Source organism: Pseudomonas sp. App30 (genome assembly GCF_047947025.1).
Taxonomy (GTDB): Bacteria; Pseudomonadota; Gammaproteobacteria; order Pseudomonadales; family Pseudomonadaceae; genus Aquipseudomonas.
On sequence record NZ_CP133165.1, the window covers coordinates 1,255,614 to 1,270,032 of the forward strand.

Genomic DNA, 14,419 nt, shown 5'->3' on the forward strand with positions numbered 1-14,419 from the left:
CTCTCATTCAATAGGTTACACATGAATCCTGATACTCCTCTGCAACTGCTGGGTGGCCTGACTGCACGTGAATTCCTGCGTGATTACTGGCAGAAAAAGCCCCTGCTGATCCGTCAGGCGTTCACCGATTTCGACAACCCGATCAGCCCCGACGAGCTGGCGGGCCTGGCCCTGGAAGAAGAAGTCGAGTCGCGCATCGTCATCGAGAACGGCGAACGCCCGTGGGAAATGCGCCGCGGCCCGTTCGAAGACGACGCCTTCAGCAAGCTGCCCGAGCGTGACTGGACCCTGCTAGTGCAGGCCGTCGACCAATTCGTGCCGGAAGTGGCCGAACTGCTGCAGCCGTTCCGTTTCCTGCCCAGCTGGCGCATCGACGACGTGATGATCAGCTACGCAGCCCCTGGTGGCAGCGTGGGCGCGCACTTCGACAACTACGACGTGTTCCTGCTGCAGGGCCATGGCAAGCGCAACTGGAAAATCGGCCAGATGTGCGACGCCGACAGCCCGCTGATCGACCACGCCGACCTGCGCATCCTGGCCGACTTCCAGCAGACCGACGAGTGGGTGCTGGAGCCGGGCGACATGCTCTACCTGCCGCCGCGCCTGGCCCACTACGGCGTCGCCGTGGACGACTGCATGACCTACTCGGTGGGTTTCCGCGCGCCGAGCGCCGCTGAAGTGCTGACCCACTTCACCGACTTCCTCACCCAGTTCATGCCGGACGAAGAGCGCTACACCGACGCCGACGCCCAGCCTGTCAGCGACCCGACGCAAATCCAGCACGACGCCCTGGACCGCTTGAAGAAGCTGCTCAACGAGCACATGAACGACGAGCGCCTGCTGCTGACCTGGTTCGGCCAGTTCATGACCGAGCCACGCTACCCCGAGCTGGTGGCCGGTGAAGAGCTGGAAGAGGACGACCTGCTGGGCGGCCTGGAAGACGGCGCCATCCTGATCCGCAACCCGAGCGCGCGCCTGGCCTGGTCGGAAGTGGGCGACGACCTGCTGCTGTTTGCCAGCGGCCAGAGCCGCCTGCTGCCGGGCGAGATGCGCGAGCTGCTGAAGCTGATCTGCGCGGCCGACGCCCTGCATATCGAAAACCTGGGCCCATGGATGATTGACGAGCAAGGTCGTACACTGATCTGCGAGCTGGTCAAACAAGGAAGTCTGGGGTTTGCCGATGAATAAGATTCGCGTACGCGTGGCTGATTGGCACAAGGACATCGCCGACATTCGACGTATCCGCGAGGCCGTGTTCATCGCCGAGCAATCGGTACCACCGGAGCTGGAGTTCGACGCCGATGACGTCGACGCCGTGCACTTCCTGGCGTGCGAGGGCGACTACCCTATCGGTACCGCCCGCCTGCTGCCCGACGGCCAGATCGGCCGGGTGTCGGTGCTCAAGGACTGGCGTGGCCTTAAAGTGGGCGACGCCCTGCTACAAGCCGCCATCACCCAGGCCGAGCACCAGGACCTCAAGCAGCAAAGCCTGAGCGCCCAGGTGCACGCCACGGCGTTCTATGAGCGCCACGGCTTCAAGGTGGTGAGCGAAGAGTTCCTCGAGGCGGGCATTCCGCACGTGGATATGGTTCGCTACAGCTGAAATACCTCCCGTAGCAGCTGCCGAAGGCTGCGTCCGGCCGCAACGCCGGTGACGCGGCCTGGCGGCCGCTGCTACGGGAGCTGCGTCGCGTCACGGATTTGCGCTCATCCGTTCTGCCATAATGTCCACTCCAATGATGGAGACTCCGGACATGCCGTTACGCCCCCTGCTTGCCACCTGCGCACTGCTCGCCTCGTTCACCGCCAGCGCCGCCACCGAGATCGTGCAGTTGAACAACCGCACCAGCGACGACCTGCTGCCCGTGGCGCAGAACTTCATCGGCCGCGACGGCAAGGTCAGCGCCTACGGCAACCAATTGATCGTCAACGCCGACCCGGACAAGATCCAGCAACTGCGCGCGCTCATCACCCAACTGGACGTGGCCGCCCGGCGCCTGCTGATCAGCGTCGACACCAGCGACAGCAACGAAGGCGACCGCGGCGGCTACACGGTCAATAACAACAACACCCGCATCATCAACTACGGCACCACCAACCGCACCGGCGGCACCCAGCAGGTGCAGGCCACCGAGGGCACGCCGGCGCTGATCCAGGTGGGCCAGAGCGTGCCCTTCACCACCGCCCAGAGCGACAGCTACGGCGGCCTGCAGACCCAAACCCAGTACCGCAACGTTACCCAGGGCTTCTACGTGACCGCCAGCGTCACCGGTGAGACCGTACACCTGAGCATCAGCACCAATAATGACCGGATGAGCCAGGAACGTCAGGATGTAGTGAACGTGCAAAGCACCGACACGCAGGTCAGCGGACGCCTGGGCGAGTGGATCACCCTGGCCGGTACCAACGAGCAAAGCACCGCCAATAACAGTGGCTACACGCGAAATTGGTCCACCCAGGGGCGTAGCGACATGACTTTGCGGGTAAAAGTGGACCCACTGGACTGAAAACATGACTTGCGGGTCGCGAAAACGCCCCGCCAGTCGTCGACCCGCCCCTCGAAAACTGACTGCCAAGTCGCCTACTACCAAAGATGTAGTGATAGAAAAAAACCACTACAAAACATTTGACGACACTATTTGTGCTTGGCATGATGGCCTCGCTCCCGCTAATCAGGGGTCCTGGAAAGGGCCTTCGGATCGGTCTCTAACCTACCCACCTGAGCCGATTCGTGTCTGGAACGCCCACAAGGCAGCCTGACGAGATTGCGACTGGAACGAAGAAGTTGTCCCGAGGGACGGAAGCGCAATCGGCATCACGGCAAGACCTGAACGTTCGCACAACGGCAACCACGAGCCACGTGCGCCCGGGCAACCTTGGCCTGCCAGCTGTCTTCCCCTCCTTCGAACGACCGTTCGATCGTCGCCTTCTCCGTCAAGCCCGTTCCAGACCTTCTAAGCTTCTGATCTGCGAGCGCCACAATGGTGTTTCTGTAAGGACAGCGCCGGCGGAGCGAGAATTTTCATTCAAACCTATGCGACGAGGTTTATCTCCATGGCACTGACACGCGAACAACAAATAGCTGCCCTCGAAAAAGACTGGGCAGAAAACCCGCGCTGGAAAGGTGTAACCCGGACCTACTCTGCTGCCGACGTTGTGCGTCTGCGCGGTTCGATCCAGCCCGAGCACACATTGGCCCGCCTGGGCGCCGAGAAGCTCTGGAACCTGGTGACCCAGGGCGCCAAGCCGTCCTTCCGTCCGGACAAGGACTTCGTCAACTGCATGGGCGCCCTCACCGGCGGCCAGGCCGTGCAACAGGTCAAGGCTGGCATCCAGGCCATCTACCTGTCCGGCTGGCAAGTGGCCGCCGACAACAACTCGGCTGAATCGATGTACCCCGACCAGTCGCTGTACCCGGTGGACTCGGTGCCGACCGTGGTCAAGCGCATCAACAACTCGTTCCGTCGCGCCGACCAGATCCAGTGGAAAGCCGGCAAGAACCCGGGCGATGACGGCTACATCGACTACTTCGCGCCGATCGTGGCCGACGCCGAAGCCGGTTTCGGCGGCGTGTTGAACGCCTACGAGCTGATGAAGAGCATGATCGAGGCAGGCGCTGCCGGCGTGCACTTCGAAGACCAGCTGGCCTCGGTGAAGAAATGCGGCCACATGGGTGGCAAGGTGTTGGTGCCTACCCAGGAAGCCGTACAGAAGCTGACCGCAGCGCGCCTGGCCGCTGACGTTGCCGGCGTGCCGACCATCATCCTGGCCCGCACCGACGCCAACGCCGCCGACCTGCTGACCTCGGACTGCGACCCGTACGACCAGCCGTTCGTGACTGGCACCCGCACCCAGGAAGGCTTCTACAAGGTGCGTGCCGGCCTCGACCAGGCCATCGCCCGCGGCCTGGCCTACGCGCCGTACGCCGACCTGATCTGGTGCGAGACCGCCAAGCCGGACCTGGACGAAGCCCGCCGCTTCGCCGAGGCCATCAAGAAGGAATACCCGGACCAGCTGCTGTCGTACAACTGCTCGCCATCCTTCAACTGGAAGAAGAACCTGGACGACGCGACCATCGCCAAGTTCCAGCGCGAACTCTCGGCCATGGGCTACAAGCACCAGTTCATCACCCTGGCGGGCATCCACAACATGTGGCACAGCATGTTCAACCTGGCGCACGACTACGCCCGCAACGACATGACCGCCTACGTGAAGCTGCAGGAGCAGGAGTTCGCCGACGCCGCCAAGGGCTACACCTTCGTGGCGCACCAGCAGGAAGTGGGCACCGGCTACTTCGACGACATGACCACCGTGATCCAGGGCGGCACCTCGTCGGTGACCGCACTGACCGGCTCTACCGAAGAAGAGCAGTTCCACTGATGTAACGCACACGCCGTAACGAAAAAGGCCACCCCACGCAGGTGGCCTTTTTTTGTAGCCCCTGGAACAACACCGCTTTCACAGGCCATGGCACGTTGCAACAAACCGTAGGAGCCGACCTTGGTCGCGATGCGCCGCGCGGGCGGCGCTCGGTCTAAAGAACGCCACGAAAACACCGGCATGCGCCTTTAAACAACACCACCGACCTGTAGCCGCAGCCTTCGGCAGCGACGATGGGGTGTCGCCGCGAGGTGCCTGCCGATATTCCTGTGGCGGTCATCAAATCGAGCGCCGCCCGCGCGGCGCATCGCGACCAAGGTCGGCTCCTACATTTGTTGCAACGCGCCATGGCCTGCGAGTTCGCGTTGCCAGCCTTGGCGCACGACGCCGCCATCGCACCTTCTAATCAAACCTTCGCCCCGCCCCACATCGACTACGCTTCTACAACCAAAGTCTTGATCCACGCCAACTTATATAGAGGGAAAATAGCGTAGAACGTACGAGTTGGTTAACGCGCACGTGAGGGTTGACACGATTTGGAACCCTTTAAATGATATTAATTATCATTACACATTAAAAAGACCTCCAAACGGGTGTAACAACGGTATAAATAAAACCACCTGAAACCCCCGCCCCATGGGGCCTGCAGGCACTTGCAAGGTGTGTATGTGCTTAATCCTACGAATAAATTTGCTGCAGAAAATTTACTTGCTACCGCTTTACCCATAAAATCAGCGCGATAGATTCAGCTGCGACATATCGTCACTGCTTTACTACTTTTCAAGTACCGAGACATTTGCTCTCCGTTAAGGATTCCAGCATGCCCGATTCGACAGGACTCATGGCCCACAACTGGGGCTTTGCCATCTTCCTTTTGGGTGTCGCCGGGCTCTGCGCCTTCATGCTGGGGCTGTCGGCCCTGCTGGGCAGCAAGGCCTGGGGCCGCAGCAAGAACGAACCATTCGAATCCGGCATGCTGCCGGTCGGCAGCGCCCGCCTGCGCCTTTCCGCCAAATTCTATCTGGTCGCGATGCTGTTCGTGATCTTCGATATCGAAGCCCTCTTTCTCTTTGCATGGTCTGTGTCGGTACGCGAAAGCGGCTGGGCCGGATTCGTCGAAGCACTCGTTTTCATAGCAATTCTGTTGGCAGGTCTTGTCTACCTTTGGCGGGTGGGGGCGCTCGATTGGGCTCCCGAAGGTCGCCGTAAGCGGCAAGCGAAGCTGAAACAATGAGGCTTTGGCAATGCAATACAATCTCACCAGAATCGACCCGGATGCACCCAACGACCAGTATCCGATCGGCGAACGGGAAACCGTAGCCGATCCGCTAGAGGATCAGGTCCACAAGAACATTTTCATGGGCAAGCTCTCGGACGTCCTGAGCGGTGCTGTCAACTGGGGGCGTAAAAACTCCCTGTGGCCGTACAACTTCGGGCTTTCGTGCTGCTACGTGGAAATGACCACCGCGTTCACCGCGCCCCACGACATCGCCCGCTTCGGCGCGGAAGTGATCCGGGCATCGCCACGCCAGGCCGACTTCATGGTCATCGCCGGCACCTGCTTCGTGAAGATGGCGCCGATCATCCAGCGCCTGTACGAGCAGATGCTGGAGCCCAAGTGGGTGATCTCCATGGGTTCGTGCGCCAACTCCGGTGGCATGTACGACATTTACTCGGTCGTCCAGGGGGTGGATAAATTCCTGCCCGTGGACGTTTACGTGCCCGGCTGCCCGCCGCGCCCAGAGGCCTTCCTGCAAGGCCTGATGCTGTTGCAGGAATCGATTGGCCAAGAGCGTCGCCCGCTGTCCTGGGTCGTCGGTGATCAAGGCGTGTACCGCGCCGAGATGCCGTCGCAAAAGGAACAACGCCGCGAACAACGCATTGCGGTCACCAACCTGCGCAGCCCCGACGAAGTCTGATCCAGCTCTTTACCCGGCACCGCCACAAAGAACCCTGGCCTCATTCTGTACGTTGACGAATAGCGACCGAGAACATGACAGCGGACACCGCTCTATATATCCCGCCTTACAAGGCTGACGACCAGGACGTGGTCGTCGAACTCCAACAGCGCTTCGGCCCCGAGGCGTTCGTCGCCCAGGAAACCCGCACCGGCATGCCGGTGCTGTGGATCGCCCGCGCCAAGCTCAAGGAAGTGATGAGCTTCCTGCGCAACGTGCCCAAGCCCTACTCCATGCTGTATGACCTGCATGGCGTCGACGAGCGCCTGCGCACCCAGCGCCGCGGCCTGCCGGGCGCCGACTTCACCGTGTTCTACCACCTGATGTCGGTGGAGCGGAACAGCGACGTGATGATCAAGGTCGCGCTGCACGAAGGCGACCTGAACCTGCCCACCGTCACCGGTATCTGGCCGAACGCCAACTGGTACGAGCGTGAAGTCTGGGACATGTTCGGCATCACCTTCCAGGGCCACCCGCACCTGTCGCGCATCATGATGCCGCCCACCTGGGAAGGTCACCCGCTGCGCAAGGACTACCCGGCGCGCGCCACCGAGTTCGACCCCTACAGCCTGAGCCTGGCCAAGCAGCAGCTTGAAGAAGAAGCCGCGCGTTTCCGTCCGGAAGACTGGGGCATGAAGCGTTCGGGCACCAACGAGGACTATATGTTCCTCAACCTGGGCCCCAACCACCCTTCGGCCCACGGTGCGTTCCGCATCATCCTGCAACTGGACGGCGAAGAGATCGTCGACTGCGTGCCCGACATCGGCTACCACCACCGTGGCGCCGAGAAGATGGCCGAGCGCCAGTCGTGGCACAGCTTCATCCCCTACACCGACCGCATCGACTACCTGGGCGGGGTGATGAACAACCTGCCCTACGTGCTGGCGGTCGAGAAGCTGGCCGGCATCAAGGTGCCGCAGAAGGTCGACACCATCCGCATCATGATGGCCGAGTTCTTCCGCATCACCAGCCACCTGCTGTTCCTGGGTACCTACATCCAGGACGTGGGCGCCATGACCCCGGTGTTCTTCACCTTCACCGACCGCCAGAAGGCCTACACGGTGATCGAGGCCATCACCGGCTTCCGCCTGCACCCGGCCTGGTACCGCATCGGTGGCGTGGCCCACGACCTGCCGCGCGGCTGGGAAAAGCTGGTGAAAGACTTCGTCGAATGGCTGCCCAAGCGCCTGGACGAATACACCAAGGCTGCCCTGCAGAACAGCATCCTCAAGGGCCGTACCATCGGTGTCGCCGCCTACAACACCAAGGAAGCCCTGGAATGGGGCGTCACCGGTGCCGGCCTGCGTTCCACCGGTTGCGACTTCGACCTGCGCAAGGCGCGCCCGTACTCGGGCTACGAGAACTTCGAGTTCGAAGTGCCGCTGGGCCACAACGGCGATGCCTATGACCGCTGCATGGTGCGCGTGGAAGAGATGCGCCAGAGCATCAAGATCATCGACCAGTGCATGCGCAACATGCCCGAAGGCCCGTACAAGGCGGACCACCCGCTGACCACGCCGCCGCCCAAAGAGCGCACGCTGCAGCACATCGAAACCTTGATCACGCACTTCCTGCAGGTTTCGTGGGGCCCGGTCATGCCGGCCAACGAGTCCTTCCAGATGATCGAAGCGACCAAGGGCATCAACAGTTATTACCTGACGAGCGACGGCGGCACCATGAGCTACCGTACCCGGATCCGCACCCCAAGCTACCCGCACCTGCAGCAGATCCCTTCGGTGATCAAAGGCAGCATGGTCGCGGACTTGATCGCGTACCTGGGTAGTATCGACTTCGTTATGGCCGACGTGGACCGCTAAGCATGAACAGCACGCTTATCCAGACTGACCGTTTCGCCCTCAGCGAAACCGAGCGCTCGGCCATCGAGCACGAGCTGCACCACTACGAGGACCCGCGCGCGGCGTCCATCGAAGCCCTGAAAATCGTGCAGAAGGAACGCGGCTGGGTGCCGGACGGCGCCCTGTACGCCATCGGCGAGATCCTCGGCATCCCGGCCAGCGACGTCGAAGGCGTGGCCACCTTCTACAGCCAGATCTTCCGCCAACCGGTGGGCCGCCACATCATCCGTGTGTGCGACAGCATGGTCTGCTACATCGGCGGCCACGAATCGGTGGTCAGCGAGATCCAGAGCAAGCTGGGCATCGGCCTGGGCCAGACCACGGCCGACGGGCGCTTCACCCTGCTGCCGGTGTGCTGCCTGGGTAACTGCGACAAGGCCCCGGCGCTGATGATCGACGACGACACCTTCGGTGACGTACAGCCAGCCGGCGTTGCCAAACTGCTGGAGGGCTACGTATGACCCTGACTTCGTTCGGCCCGGCGAACCGTATCGCCCGCACCCCGGAAACCCACCCGCTGACCTGGCGCCTGCGTGACGACGCCGAACCCGTGTGGTTCGACGAGTACGTGGCGAAAGACGGCTACGCCGCCGCGCGCAAGGCCTTCGCCGACCTGTCCCAGGACGATATCGTCCAGACGGTGAAAGACTCCGGCCTCAAGGGCCGTGGCGGTGCGGGCTTCCCCACCGGCGTCAAATGGGGCCTGATGCCCAAAGACGAATCCATGAACATCCGCTACCTGCTGTGCAACGCGGACGAAATGGAGCCCAACACCTGGAAAGACCGCATGCTGATGGAGCAACTGCCCCATCTGCTGGTGGAAGGCATGCTCATCAGCGCCCGCGCGCTGAAGGCCTACCGTGGCTACATCTTCCTGCGCGGCGAGTACGTGACCGCCGCCAAGCACCTCAACCGTGCCGTGGAAGAAGCCAAGGCCGCAGGCCTGCTGGGCAAGAACATCCTCGGGTCGGGCTTCGACTTCGAGCTGTTCGTGCACACCGGTGCCGGCCGCTACATCTGCGGTGAAGAAACCGCGCTGATCAACTCCCTGGAAGGCCGCCGCGCCAACCCGCGCTCCAAGCCGCCGTTCCCGGCCGCCGTGGGCGTGTGGGGCAAGCCGACCTGCGTGAACAACGTGGAAACCCTGTGCAACGTGCCGGCCATCGTCGGCAACGGCGTGGACTGGTACAAGTCGCTGGCCCGCGAAGGCAGCGAAGACGCCGGCACCAAGCTGATGGGCTTCAGCGGCAAGGTCAAGAACCCCGGCCTGTGGGAGCTGCCGTTCGGCATCCCGGCCCGCGAGCTGTTCGAGGACTACGCCGGCGGCATGCGCGACGGCTACAAGCTCAAGTGCTGGCAGCCAGGCGGCGCCGGTACCGGCTTCCTGCTGCCCGAGCACCTGGACGCGCAAATGTACGCCGGTGGCATCGGCAAGGTCGGCACCCGCATGGGTACGGGCCTGGCCATGGCCGTGGACGACAAGGTCAACATGGTCTCGCTGCTGCGCAACATGGAAGAGTTCTTCGCCCGCGAATCGTGCGGCTTCTGCACCCCGTGCCGCGACGGCCTGCCGTGGAGCGTGAAGCTGCTGCGTGCCCTGGAGCAAGGCCGCGGCCAGCAAGGCGACATCGAGACGCTGCTGGGCCTGGTCGGTTTCCTCGGCCCAGGCAAGACCTTCTGTGCCCACGCACCCGGTGCCGTGGAGCCCTTGGGCAGCGCGATCAAATATTTCCGCCCGGAATTCGAGGCTGGCATCGCCGCAAGCAGCGGCCTGCGCCCGGACCTGGCGCGCCCGATCCAGGTCGGCGCATAACAAGACTCAAAAGCCGGTGGTCCGTGCCGCCGGCTGCCCGCCCCCTGCCCTTGCATGAAGGGTGGCGGGGCGAGCACACAGCTTTCCATTAGCCACGCCCGCCCACGCGGGCCAACGAAGAACTTTGAACCATGGCCACTATCCACGTAGACGGCAAAGCGCTCGAAGTCGATGGCGCAGACAACCTGTTACAGGCCTGTCTGTCGCTTGGCCTCGACATCCCTTACTTCTGCTGGCACCCCGCACTCGGTAGCGTTGGTGCCTGCCGCCAGTGCGCGGTCAAGCAGTACACCGACGAGAACGACACCCGTGGTCGCATCGTCATGTCGTGCATGACCCCTGCCACCGACAACACCTGGATTTCCATCGACGACGACGAGTCCAAGGCGTTCCGCGCCAGCGTCGTCGAATGGCTGATGACCAACCACCCGCACGACTGCCCGGTGTGCGAGGAAGGCGGCCACTGCCACCTGCAGGACATGACCGTGATGACCGGTCACAACGAGCGGCGCTACCGCTTCACCAAGCGCACGCACCAGAACCAGGAGCTCGGCCCGTTCATCGCCCACGAGATGAACCGCTGCATCGCCTGCTACCGCTGCGTACGCTTCTATAAAGACTACGCCGGCGGCACCGACCTGGGCGTGTACGGCGCCCACGACAACGTGTACTTCGGCCGCGTTGAAGACGGCGTGCTGGAAAGCGAGTTCTCCGGCAACCTCACCGAGGTCTGCCCGACCGGTGTGTTCACCGACAAGACCCACTCCGAGCGCTACAACCGCAAGTGGGACATGCAGTTTGCCCCCAGCATCTGCCACGGCTGCAGCAGCGGCTGCAACATCAGCCCCGGCGAGCGCTACGGCGAACTGCGCCGCGTGGAGAACCGCTACAACGGTTCGGTCAACCACTACTTCCTGTGCGACCGCGGCCGTTTCGGCTACGGCTACGTGAACCGCAAGGACCGCCCGCGCCAGCCGCTGCTGGGCCAGCAGAAGCTGGGCCTGGACGCTGCCCTGGACAAGGCCGCCGAGCTGCTGCGCGGCCGCAACATCGTCGGCATCGGCTCGCCGCGCGCCAGCCTGGAAAGCAACTACGCGCTGCTGGAACTGGTAGGCGGCGAGCACTTCTACAGCGGTATCGAAGCCGCTGAGCTGGGCCGCATCCGCCTGGTGCTGGACGTGCTGAAAAACAGCCCGCTGCCGATCCCGAGCCTGCGCGAAGTGGAAGACCACGACGCCGTGTTCGTGCTGGGCGAAGACCTGACCCAGACCGCCGCGCGCATGGCCCTGGCCCTGCGCCAGTCGGTCAAGGGCAAGGCCGTGGAAATGGCCGAAGGCATGCGCGTGCAGCCTTGGCTGGACGCAGCGGTCAAAAATATCGGCCAGCACGCCCTGCACCCACTGTTCATCGCCAGCCTCACCGACACCAAGCTCGATGACGTGGCCGAGGAATGCGTGCACGCTGCACCCGAAGACCTGGCGCGCATCGGCTTCGCCGTGGCCCACGCCCTGGACGCCAGCGCCCCTGCCGTGACTGGCCTGGACGCCGAAGCCCTGGAGCTGGCGCAACGCATCGCCGACGCCCTGCTGAAAGCCAAGCGCCCGCTGATCGTGTCCGGCACCTCGCTGGGCAGCAACGCCCTGATCGAGGCTGCCGCCAACATCGCCAAGGCCCTGAACCTGGCCGGCAAGCAAGGCTCGCTGAGCCTGGTGGTGCCCGAGGCCAACAGCCTGGGCCTGGCCATGCTCGGTGGCGAGTCGGTTGACGCTGCGCTGGACGCAGTGATCGACGGCCGTGCCGACGCCCTGGTCATTCTCGAAAACGACCTGTACACCCGCCTGCCGGCCGCCAAGGTCGATGCCGCCTTGGCCGCCGCCAAGGTTGTCATCGTCGCCGATCACCAGCAGACCGCCACCGCCGACCGCGCCCACCTGGTGCTGCCAGCGGCCAGCTTCGCCGAAGGCGACGGCACCCTGGTCAGCCAGGAAGGCCGCGCCCAGCGCTTCTTCCAGGTGTTCGACCCGGCGTACCTGGACGCAAGCAACCTGATCCACGAAGGCTGGCGCTGGCTGCACGCCCTGCGCAGCACGCTTTTGGACCGTCAGGTCGATTACACCCTGCTGGACCAGGTGACCCAGGCCGTGGCCAACAGCAAGCCGGCCCTGGCGCGCATCGTCGAAGCCGCCCCGTCGGCCGCGTTCCGCATCAAGGGCTTGAAGCTTGCCCGTGAACCGCTGCGCTACAGCGGCCGCACCGCCATGCGCGCCAACGTCAGCGTGCACGAGCCGCGCACCCCGCAGGACAAGGACACCGCGTTCGCTTTCTCCATGGAAGGCTACTCGGGCTCCGCCGAGCCGCGCCAGCAGGTGCCGTTTGCCTGGTCGCCGGGCTGGAACTCGCCACAGGCCTGGAACAAGTTCCAGGACGAGGTCGGTGGTCACCTGCGCGCAGGCGACCCGGGCACCCGCCTGATCGAGAGCCAGGGCGACAGCCTGAACTGGTACAGCGCCATCCCGGGCGCCTTCGCCCCGGCCCGTGGCACCTGGACCGCGGTGCCGGTGCACCACCTGTTCGGTTCCGAGGAAAACTCGTCCCGCGCAGCGCCGGTGCAGGAACGCATCCAGCCCGCCTACGTCAGCCTGGCCAAGTCGGAAGCCGACCGCCTGGGTGTCAACGACGGCGCGCTGCTGAGCCTGAACGTGGCAGGCGTGGCCCTGCGCCTGCCGCTGCGCATCAATGAAGAACTCGGCGCGGGCCTGGTGGCCCTGCCCGCAGGCTTCGCCGGCATTCCGCCTGCGTTCGCCGGCGCTACCGTCGACGGCCTGCAGGAGGCAGCACAATGACCTGGTTCACCCCTGAAGTGATCGACATCATCATTGCTGTCGTGAAGGCCCTGGTGATCATGCTGGCCGTGGTGGTCTGCGGCGCGCTGCTCAGCTTCGTCGAGCGTCGCCTGCTGGGCTGGTGGCAGGACCGCTACGGTCCGAACCGTGTCGGCCCGTTCGGCATGTTCCAGATCGCCGCCGACATGCTGAAGATGTTCTTCAAGGAAGACTGGAACCCACCGTTCGTCGACCGGGTGATCTTCACCCTGGCGCCGGTGGTGGCCATGAGTGCCTTGCTGATCGCCTTCGCCATCATCCCGATCACCCCGACCTGGGGCATCGCCGACCTGAACATCGGCCTGCTGTTCTTCTTCGCCATGGCCGGCCTGTCGGTGTACGCCGTGCTGTTCGCCGGCTGGTCGTCGAACAACAAGTACGCCCTGCTCGGCAGTCTGCGGGCCTCGGCGCAGACCGTGTCGTACGAAGTGTTCATGGGCCTGGCGCTGATGGGCATCGTGGCGCAGGTGGGTTCGTTCAACATGCGCGACATCGTTGAATACCAGAACCAGCACCTGTGGTTCATCATTCCGCAGTTCTTCGGCTTCTGCACCTTCTTCGTCGCAGGCGTCGCGGTAACTCACCGCCACCCCTTCGACCAACCGGAAGCGGAACAGGAACTGGCCGACGGCTACCACATTGAATACGCCGGCATGAAATGGGGCATGTTCTTCGTCGGTGAGTACATCGGCATCATCATGATCTCGGCGCTGCTGGTGACCCTGTTCTTCGGCGGCTGGCACGGCCCGTTCGATATCCTGCCGCAACTGTCGTTCATCTGGTTCGCCCTGAAGACCGCGTTCTTCATCATGATCTTCATCCTGCTGCGCGCCTCGATCCCGCGCCCACGGTATGACCAGGTGATGGATTTCAGCTGGAAATTCTGCTTGCCGCTGACCCTGATCAATTTGCTGGTGACCGCTGCCGTCGTGTTGCTGAACACGCCAGCCGTTGCGGCCCAGTGAGGATTTGACCCATGTTCAAATATATTGGTGACATCGTTAAGGGTACGGGTACCCAACTGCGCAGCCTGGTGATGATTTTCGGCCACGGCTTCCGCAAGCGCGACACCCTGCAGTACCCCGAAGAAGCCGTGTACCTGCCGCCGCGCTACCGCGGCCGCATCGTACTGACCCGCGACCCCGACGGCGAAGAGCGCTGCGTGGCGTGCAACCTGTGCGCCGTGGCCTGCCCGGTAGGTTGCATTTCGCTGCAGAAGGCCGAGACCGAAGACGGCCGCTGGTACCCGGACTTCTTCCGCATCAACTTCTCCCGCTGCATTTTCTGCGGCCTGTGCGAGGAAGCGTGCCCGACCACCGCGATCCAGCTGACCCCGGATTTCGAAATGGCCGAGTTCAAGCGTCAGGACCTGGTGTACGAGAAAGAAGATCTGCTGATCTCCGGCCCCGGCAAGAACCCTGACTACAACTTCTATCGCGTTGCAGGGATGGCCGTTGCCGGCAAGCCGAAAGGCGCTGCGCAGAACGAAGCCGAGCCGATCAACGTGAAGAGCTTGCTCCCTTAAGGAAG

Annotated in this window: 12 protein-coding genes; all 12 read left to right on the forward strand. The window is 63.4% G+C overall.

Annotated elements, in window-relative coordinates; translation table 11 throughout:
- The first annotated feature begins 21 nt into the window (after positions 1-21).
- The 12 genes from RAM80_RS05555 to nuoI all read left to right on the forward strand — a co-directional run bounded on the left by RAM80_RS05555 (position 22) and on the right by nuoI (position 14,414).
- Complete coding sequence (locus RAM80_RS05555; RefSeq protein WP_416425231.1) at positions 22-1,188, forward strand: JmjC domain-containing protein; 1,167 nt, start codon at positions 22-24, stop codon at positions 1,186-1,188.
- Positions 1,181-1,603 (forward strand): GNAT family N-acetyltransferase, encoded by a 423-nt coding sequence (locus RAM80_RS05560; RefSeq protein WP_416425232.1) that lies wholly within the window; start codon positions 1,181-1,183, stop codon positions 1,601-1,603. Before RAM80_RS05555 ends, RAM80_RS05560 begins: the two co-directional genes overlap by 8 nt.
- Positions 1,604-1,754: 151 nt before the next feature.
- Positions 1,755-2,507, forward strand: a complete 753-nt coding sequence (locus RAM80_RS05565; RefSeq protein ID WP_416425233.1) for a secretin N-terminal domain-containing protein — start codon at positions 1,755-1,757, stop codon at positions 2,505-2,507.
- Between the two features lie 547 nt (positions 2,508-3,054).
- On the forward strand, positions 3,055-4,380 hold the full coding sequence (aceA, locus tag RAM80_RS05570; RefSeq protein ID WP_416425234.1) for an isocitrate lyase: 1,326 nt from the start codon (positions 3,055-3,057) through the stop codon (positions 4,378-4,380).
- Positions 4,381-5,200: 820 nt separating this feature from the next.
- Positions 5,201-5,614, forward strand: coding sequence for an NADH-quinone oxidoreductase subunit A (locus tag RAM80_RS05575; RefSeq protein WP_008369061.1), 414 nt, complete (start codon positions 5,201-5,203; stop codon positions 5,612-5,614).
- 10 nt (positions 5,615-5,624) lie between these two features.
- Positions 5,625-6,299 carry a NuoB/complex I 20 kDa subunit family protein gene (locus RAM80_RS05580; protein ID WP_158156576.1) on the forward strand — a complete coding sequence of 225 codons (675 nt, stop codon included), beginning with the start codon at positions 5,625-5,627 and terminating at the stop codon, positions 6,297-6,299.
- A 74-nt stretch (positions 6,300-6,373) separates the two neighbouring features.
- Complete coding sequence (gene nuoC / locus RAM80_RS05585; RefSeq protein ID WP_416425235.1) at positions 6,374-8,155, forward strand: NADH-quinone oxidoreductase subunit C/D; 1,782 nt, start codon at positions 6,374-6,376, stop codon at positions 8,153-8,155.
- Positions 8,156-8,157: 2 nt separating this feature from the next.
- Complete coding sequence (gene nuoE, locus RAM80_RS05590; protein WP_007970445.1) at positions 8,158-8,655, forward strand: NADH-quinone oxidoreductase subunit NuoE; 498 nt, start codon at positions 8,158-8,160, stop codon at positions 8,653-8,655.
- On the forward strand, positions 8,652-10,007 hold the full coding sequence (nuoF, locus tag RAM80_RS05595; RefSeq protein WP_416425236.1) for an NADH-quinone oxidoreductase subunit NuoF: 1,356 nt from the start codon (positions 8,652-8,654) through the stop codon (positions 10,005-10,007). The genes nuoE and nuoF overlap by 4 nt, the downstream gene beginning before the upstream one ends.
- A 131-nt stretch (positions 10,008-10,138) precedes the next feature.
- Positions 10,139-12,850, forward strand: a complete 2,712-nt coding sequence (gene nuoG / locus RAM80_RS05600; protein WP_416425237.1) for an NADH-quinone oxidoreductase subunit NuoG — start codon at positions 10,139-10,141, stop codon at positions 12,848-12,850.
- Positions 12,847-13,854 (forward strand): NADH-quinone oxidoreductase subunit NuoH, encoded by a 1,008-nt coding sequence (gene nuoH, locus RAM80_RS05605; protein WP_416425238.1) that lies wholly within the window; start codon positions 12,847-12,849, stop codon positions 13,852-13,854. Before nuoG ends, nuoH begins: the two co-directional genes overlap by 4 nt.
- Before the next feature lie 11 nt (positions 13,855-13,865).
- Complete coding sequence (gene nuoI, locus RAM80_RS05610) at positions 13,866-14,414, forward strand: NADH-quinone oxidoreductase subunit NuoI (protein ID WP_027979511.1); 549 nt, start codon at positions 13,866-13,868, stop codon at positions 14,412-14,414.
- The last annotated feature ends 5 nt before the right edge of the window (positions 14,415-14,419 follow it).

Excerpts from the sequence above, each read along its gene's own strand:
- RAM80_RS05555 (WP_416425231.1), top strand. The coding sequence starts at position 22 with ATGAATCCTGATACTCCTCTGCAACTGCTGGGTGGCCTGACTGCACGT.
- RAM80_RS05560 (WP_416425232.1), top strand. The coding sequence starts at position 1,181 with ATGAATAAGATTCGCGTACGCGTGGCTGATTGGCACAAGGACATCGCC.
- RAM80_RS05565 (WP_416425233.1), top strand. The coding sequence starts at position 1,755 with ATGCCGTTACGCCCCCTGCTTGCCACCTGCGCACTGCTCGCCTCGTTC.
- aceA (WP_416425234.1), top strand. The coding sequence starts at position 3,055 with ATGGCACTGACACGCGAACAACAAATAGCTGCCCTCGAAAAAGACTGG.
- RAM80_RS05575 (WP_008369061.1), top strand. The coding sequence starts at position 5,201 with ATGCCCGATTCGACAGGACTCATGGCCCACAACTGGGGCTTTGCCATC.
- RAM80_RS05580 (WP_158156576.1), top strand. The coding sequence starts at position 5,625 with ATGCAATACAATCTCACCAGAATCGACCCGGATGCACCCAACGACCAG.
- nuoC (WP_416425235.1), top strand. The coding sequence starts at position 6,374 with ATGACAGCGGACACCGCTCTATATATCCCGCCTTACAAGGCTGACGAC.
- nuoE (WP_007970445.1), top strand. The coding sequence starts at position 8,158 with ATGAACAGCACGCTTATCCAGACTGACCGTTTCGCCCTCAGCGAAACC.
- nuoF (WP_416425236.1), top strand. The coding sequence starts at position 8,652 with ATGACCCTGACTTCGTTCGGCCCGGCGAACCGTATCGCCCGCACCCCG.
- nuoG (WP_416425237.1), top strand. The coding sequence starts at position 10,139 with ATGGCCACTATCCACGTAGACGGCAAAGCGCTCGAAGTCGATGGCGCA.
- nuoH (WP_416425238.1), top strand. The coding sequence starts at position 12,847 with ATGACCTGGTTCACCCCTGAAGTGATCGACATCATCATTGCTGTCGTG.
- nuoI (WP_027979511.1), top strand. The coding sequence starts at position 13,866 with ATGTTCAAATATATTGGTGACATCGTTAAGGGTACGGGTACCCAACTG.